4 protein-coding genes and 1 pseudogene are annotated in these 5,575 nt (G+C 70.1%); 2 read left to right on the top strand and 3 right to left on the bottom strand.

All coding sequences use genetic code 11. From position 1 onward, the window contains the following. The first annotated feature begins 246 nt into the window (after nucleotides 1-246). Nucleotides 247-1,452, top strand: coding sequence for an HNH endonuclease signature motif containing protein (locus tag ACZ63J_RS45515; RefSeq protein ID WP_465401558.1), 1,206 nt, complete (start codon nucleotides 247-249; stop codon nucleotides 1,450-1,452). A gap of 59 nt (nucleotides 1,453-1,511) precedes the next feature. Here the strand turns inward: ACZ63J_RS45515 and ACZ63J_RS45510 are convergent, their stop codons facing one another. From ACZ63J_RS45510 to ACZ63J_RS45500, 3 genes are all read right to left on the bottom strand, one after another. Beyond that, nucleotides 1,512-2,510, bottom strand: a complete 999-nt coding sequence (locus ACZ63J_RS45510; RefSeq protein WP_465401392.1) for a hypothetical protein — start codon at nucleotides 2,508-2,510, stop codon at nucleotides 1,512-1,514. 90 nt (nucleotides 2,511-2,600) lie between these two features. After that, on the bottom strand, nucleotides 2,601-4,229 hold the full coding sequence (locus tag ACZ63J_RS45505) for a thiamine pyrophosphate-binding protein (protein WP_465313636.1): 1,629 nt from the start codon (nucleotides 4,227-4,229) through the stop codon (nucleotides 2,601-2,603). Continuing rightward, nucleotides 4,226-4,999, bottom strand: coding sequence for a cyclase family protein (locus tag ACZ63J_RS45500; protein ID WP_465401391.1), 774 nt, complete (start codon nucleotides 4,997-4,999; stop codon nucleotides 4,226-4,228). The genes ACZ63J_RS45505 and ACZ63J_RS45500 overlap by 4 nt, the downstream gene beginning before the upstream one ends. A gap of 119 nt (nucleotides 5,000-5,118) precedes the next feature. Between ACZ63J_RS45500 and ACZ63J_RS45495 the strand changes: the two are divergent. Beyond that, nucleotides 5,119-5,487: pseudogene (locus tag ACZ63J_RS45495) on the top strand (GntR family transcriptional regulator); the annotation flags it as partial. Between the last annotated feature and the right edge of the window lie 88 nt (nucleotides 5,488-5,575).

Genomic DNA, 5,575 nt, shown 5'->3' with positions numbered 1-5,575 from the left:
GGGGGTGGTTTCGTTGTGGGGGGGGGGGGGGAGGGGTGGTTTGTGTGGGGGGGGGGGGGGTTTGTTTTTTCTTTGTTTTCCTTCCTCCTGTGCCCCCCCCCCCCCCCCCCCCACGCTACGGATCTCGTCCTCCGGTTTTTGCTGTGGTGGTGTTCTGGGGTGCGGACAGCTTGCTCTCTCGCCACCCTTTTGTGTGATGAACACTTGTTCGTTCTTCGGTATTCTTCATGTGTGGACGGGAACTTTGTGCGGCGGGCTGATGCGGGGGCCTTGGCTGATCGTGTTGGGGCCTTGCTTGGCGTTGTTCGGTCTGCTGAGGCTGAGATTGGTGCGCTTCTTGTGGAGATTGAGGCGCGTGGTGTTCAGGAGCTCTTTGGGTATCGGTCTGTTTCTCGGCTTTTTGAACACCTTGCTGATGTTCCTCGGGCTGCTGCCGAGCGTGTTGTGAAGCGGGCTCGGGCTCTTAATCCTGGTCGGGCTCTTGATGGCACTTCGGTTGCCGCTCTTGCTCCTGCCACTGGGGTTGCTGCTTCGGCGGGCTCCTTGAGTAATCCGATGATCGATACGATTGTCGAGGTGCTCACTCAGGTTCCGTCCGAACATCGTGGTGGCGCTGAATCTGACCTGCTCGCCTTTGCCGCCGATGCCGGGTACAAGCAGGTTGGTGCCTTGGGGGCGCGGATCGTTGCTCACCTGGATCCTGATGGTGCCGAACCCGACAATGCCGAACCTGGCACTCCCCGTCGGGAACTTTCGCTGCGGCGCAAGAGATCCGGCGTCTGGGAACTCTCCGGCCGTCTTGACGACGAAACCGGTACCCGCGCCAGCGCACTACTCGACTCTCTGGCCGAACGCCGCGCCGCGGACGACTTCCGCTCTCCGCAGGAACGCTACGGTGATGCCTTCTCCGATGCGATCGACCTTGCGCTCAACTCCCCGGACCTGCCGATGCAGGCGGGTGAACGGGCCCACGTCATGGTCGCCGTGTCGCTGGCCGAGCTGAAGTCGGGTGTCGGCAGAGCCACCCTTGGTGACACCGGCACCATGAGCGCGGCCGAGGCTCGTGTCCACGCCTGCGACAGCATGGTCATCCCCGCGGTCCTGGGCGAGAAAAGCGAACCGCTGAACCTGGGCCGCCTCCGCCGCCTGATCTCCGCGGGGCTGCGCCGAGCTCTTTACCTCCGCGACCGCGGGTGTGCCTTCCCCGGCTGTCACCGCCCACCCCGCCACTGCCAGGGCCACCACGTCCGCCACTGGGCCGAGGGCGGCCCGACGGACCTGAACAACCTGGTGCTGCTGTGTTCCCACCACCACCGGCTGCTGCACCGCTCGGACTGGGAGGTCCGCATGGCCGCCGACGGCCTCCCGGAATTCCTCCCACCGACCTTCCTCGACAAACGCCGAAAACCCCGGCGCAACAACCTCCACCAACCCTTGCCGTTCGCGGCCTGAGACAACGAACACGGGAAAGGCCCGCAGCCAACCGGCTACGGGCCTACACCCACGCGTTCTCAGTTGCCGCGCAGCAGAACCCCCGACTGGCGCTCCCGCTCGAAGAACGTTTCCGGCCACTCGAGCCCACCCGGCGGTGTGTCCAACACAGTTGCCCGTCGACGCAGCTCGTTCAGGTAATCCGTGTCCAACACCGCCCGGGCCGACAGCGGCTCTCGCAGCAACAGATCCGCAGGACCTTCATACAGATACGCGTCCACCCCCGGGTAGCCGCGCGTGCCCGGCGGGTACTCGCGATTTGTCGGGAAGTACTTCGTGTCGAGGGTGCTCAGCCACGAACCCTGCACCTGCACCAACGAAGGCCACGCGCCCAGCCGCTGCTCCAGCCGCGTGTTGTCCGAAGTGAACCCGAAGTGATCAGCGACGACGTAAGCCGCGCCCGGGTACTCGCGCTCCAGCTGTGCCACCGCTCCGCTGCCGCCGTTGTGGGTCAAGTGGCCCAGGCCGAACAGCATCAACGCACGTCGATTCTTCTGCAGCACCTGCGTCTTCACCACCGACACGATCGTCGTGTCCCGGTCGTGGAACGGCTCCATGTCCGCCGGGCTGTGGATCCGGCTCCAGTCGATCGGGGGGTCGCAGGCCAGCACGCGGATCTTGCGTGCTGCCGGCAGTGTGGTGTTGACCTGCCGGACCAGGGCGAAGAGCTGCTCGTAGAACGTCGAGAAGCCGCAGCTCGGCTGGGTTGTGTCGCGCCAGACCCGGCTGACGTCCGGGACGTCGGCGCCCGCGATGTAGGCGTCCAGCAGGGGCTGGAGGCGGGAGTTGCCGCACTCCACGGCGATGTCGTTCACGCGGCCCGGGAACCTCGGGTCGCGGATCAGGTCGAACAGGAACGTCCCGACGTCCGGGCTGGACTTCGCGACGATCTTGTGCGAGTCGAACGCGGCCAGCAGGGCGCCGGCCGGGTCGGACGGTCGGGACTGGCCCGCGTCGGCGGGGGCGGCCAGCAGGGCCGCCGCCGCGAGCGCGGCCAGGACAAAACGGAACAAGCGCATGATGGCTCCCCAGTGCAAATACCTACTGTCTTACGACTGTAAGACAGCTCGGCCAGGATCCAGCGCACTCGGTCCGCTGTCAAGGACGGGTCAGTGCCGGAACGCCTCCGCGAGCCACCAGGAGCCGCCGTCGTCGGCGATCTTCGCGTCGATCACCAGGGGCGCCGACCTCGGGCCCGCGAGCCACTCGCGCACCGCGAAAAGATCCTCCGCCGAGCGCACCGTGACGCCGTCGCAGCCGAAGCCGCGGCCGATGGCGGCGAGGTCGGAGTCCGGGAAGCGGACCGTGGTCATGTCCGCGTCGCCGAAGTGGTGGACCTCCGCGCCGTACGCCGCGTCGTTGTAGACGATCACCACCAGGGGCAGGCCGAGCCGGACCGCGGTGTCCAGTTCGGACACCGCCATGTGGAACCCGCCGTCGCCGGTGCCCAGCACCGGCAGCCGGTCCGGGCGGGCGAGCGCCGCGCCGATCGCCGTGCCGAGGCCCAGCCCGATGCTCTGGAACGCCTGGGTGAAGCAGAACCCCTGCTCGTCGGGCACCGAGAGGTACGCGCTCGGGTACCCCATGAAGTTGCCCGAGTCGATCGACACGATCCGCTCGGCGGGCAGCATCTCGTCCAGGAGCCGGCTGAGCGTCCGCGGGTCGATCCGGCCGCCGCGGGACAGCGACTCGTGCTCGACGTCGGTCCAGCGGCCGGACGCGATCCGCGTGGCGACCTCTTCGGTCCGGTACCCCACCGCCTTGTGGTCACCGAGCTCGCTCAGGACGTCTTCGGCCGTGCACCCGACGTCGCCGACCACGCCGAGCTCGATCGGGCGGTGCGCTCCGAGCGCGCTCTGCTCGAGGTCGACCTGGACGAGCTTCGCGTGCGGGCTGAGCAGCTTGCCGTGCCGCGTGGTCCACATGTTCAGCGCGCAGCCCCACCCGACCACCAGGTCCGCGCCGACGATCAGCTCGGCGGCCGTCGGCGAGGCGAACCCGCCGGAGATGCCCAGCGCGAACTCCTCGCCGTGGAAGAGCCCGTGCGCGACCGCGGACGTCGCCAGGAGCGCGCCGCTGCGCGAAGCCAGCTCCCGCAACGGTTCCCGGCTGCCGCGGGCGCCCCGGCCGGCGATGAACACCGGTCGTTCGGCGGCCATCAGGAGGTCCGCCAGCTCCGAGGCCGCGCCGATGTCGGGGCGCATCGGGGCCGGTCCGACCACCGCCGGCAACCGTTCCGGGGACTCCGGTGCGGGCTGGGCCTGGACGTCCAGCGGCAGGTTCAGCACCACCGTCCGGCGCTGCTGCCGCGCGGTCCGGAAGGCCCGCACGGTGTCGGCGACGGCGCTCGCGGCGGAGTGCACCCGCTCCGGGACCGCGCCGACCGCCGTGGCCAGGCCGTCCTGGTCGATGCGGAAGTTGGACAGCACGGACGCGCCCGCGGAGTCGGCGGTCAGCACGATCATCGGGGTCCGGCTCTTGGCCGCCTCGGTGATCCCGGTGACCGCGTTGGTGAGCCCGCAGCCCTGGTGCAGCGACAGCAGCGAGACCTTCCCGCTCATCCGGGCGTAGGCGTCGGCCATGCTCGCCGCGCCGCCCTCGTGGCGGGCGGCGACGAACCGGACGCCTGCCGCCCGCAGCGCGTTGGTCACCTCGAAGTTCCCGCTGCCGACCACCCCGAACGCGGTGCCGGCGCCGAGGCCGGCCAGGGTCCGGCCGACCAGCTCGGCGACGTTCACCGTTCCACCAGGGCCAGCACGCGGGCGGGGCTGCCGGACCCGCCCACGATCGGCAGCGGCGAGACGACCAGCAGCACACCGGTCGGCGGCAGGGAAGCCAGGTTCTGCAGCTGCGTGAGGCCGTGCTTGCCGGCGCCCAGCAGCAGCTCGTGGCACGGGAACATCGGGTCGAGGCCGGGCGCCTGGCCCGCGTCGGTGCCGACGGTCTCGACCCCGAGCCCGGTGATCGGGGTTTCCTCGGCGAGCCACCGCGCGCACTCGGGGGAGACGCCGGGGGAGTGCGAGCCGGCCTCGTCGGCGTTGAGGAACTCGGCCTGGTCGGCGCTGCGCGCGTCCCAGCCGGTGCGGTAGAGCAGCCAGCCGCCGTCGGGCAGTGGGCCGTGCTCGGCCGTCCACGCGCGGACGTCGTCGATCGAGAGCAGGAAGTCGGGGTCCTCCGCCGCCTTCGCGGCGAAGTCCAGCACGACCGCGGGCGCGACCAGTGTCTTCAGCGGCACCGCCGAGACGTCGTGACCGTCCTTTCCGGACACCCAGTGCACGGGCGCGTCGAGGTGGGTGCCGGTGTGCTCGCCGGTGTGGATGTCGTTCCAGTACCACCGCGGGCCGCGCTCGTCGTAGCGGCTGATCTCCTCGAGGCGGAACGGGATGGTGTTGGCGAACGGCTCCGGCAGCTGCAGGATCGGCGTGCTCGAGCTCAGGGGAGCGGTGAGGTCGACGATCTCGACCGACCCGTCCGTGATTGCCTTGCTCAGCCCGTCCAACAACGACATGCCTGCCTCCCGGTGCCGGTGTGCGTCCCGTCCGGAACCCTATGCCCGGAGGGTCCGCCTTGACAGCACGATGTTCCCGGGTGTTGTCTTAATGTCATAGGACAATAGGAGGGTGTGGGGTGATCGAGTTCGTCCTGGACGGCCGCTCCCGGGTCGCCACGTACATGCAGCTCGTCGTGCAGGTGAAGCAGGCGCTGCGGGTCGGCCTGCTGCGCCCCGGCGACCAGCTGCCGAAGGTGCGGGACGTGGCCCAGTCGCTGGCGATCAACCCGAACACCGTGCTCAAGGCCTACCGCGAACTGGTGCTGGAGGGGCTGGCCGAAGGCCGGCCGGGGGTGGGCACGTTCGTCACCGGCAGCCTGGCCGGCCCGTCGCTGGGCCACCAGGGCCGGCTGCGGGACGAGCTGGTGGCCTGGCTGGGGCGCGCCGAAGCCGCCGGGATGTCCGAAGACGACATCGCGGCACTGATCGAGACCACGTTGCGGGGGGGGGGGGGGGGGGGGGGGGGGGGGGGGGGGGGGGGGGGGGGGGGGGGGGGGGGGGGGGGGGGGGGGGGGGGGGGGGGGGGGGGGGGGG

It is taken from the genome of Amycolatopsis sp. NPDC104863 (assembly GCF_055582965.1).
Note: the sequence above shows the minus strand (reverse complement) of the source record. Positions and strands in the feature narration are given on the sequence as shown.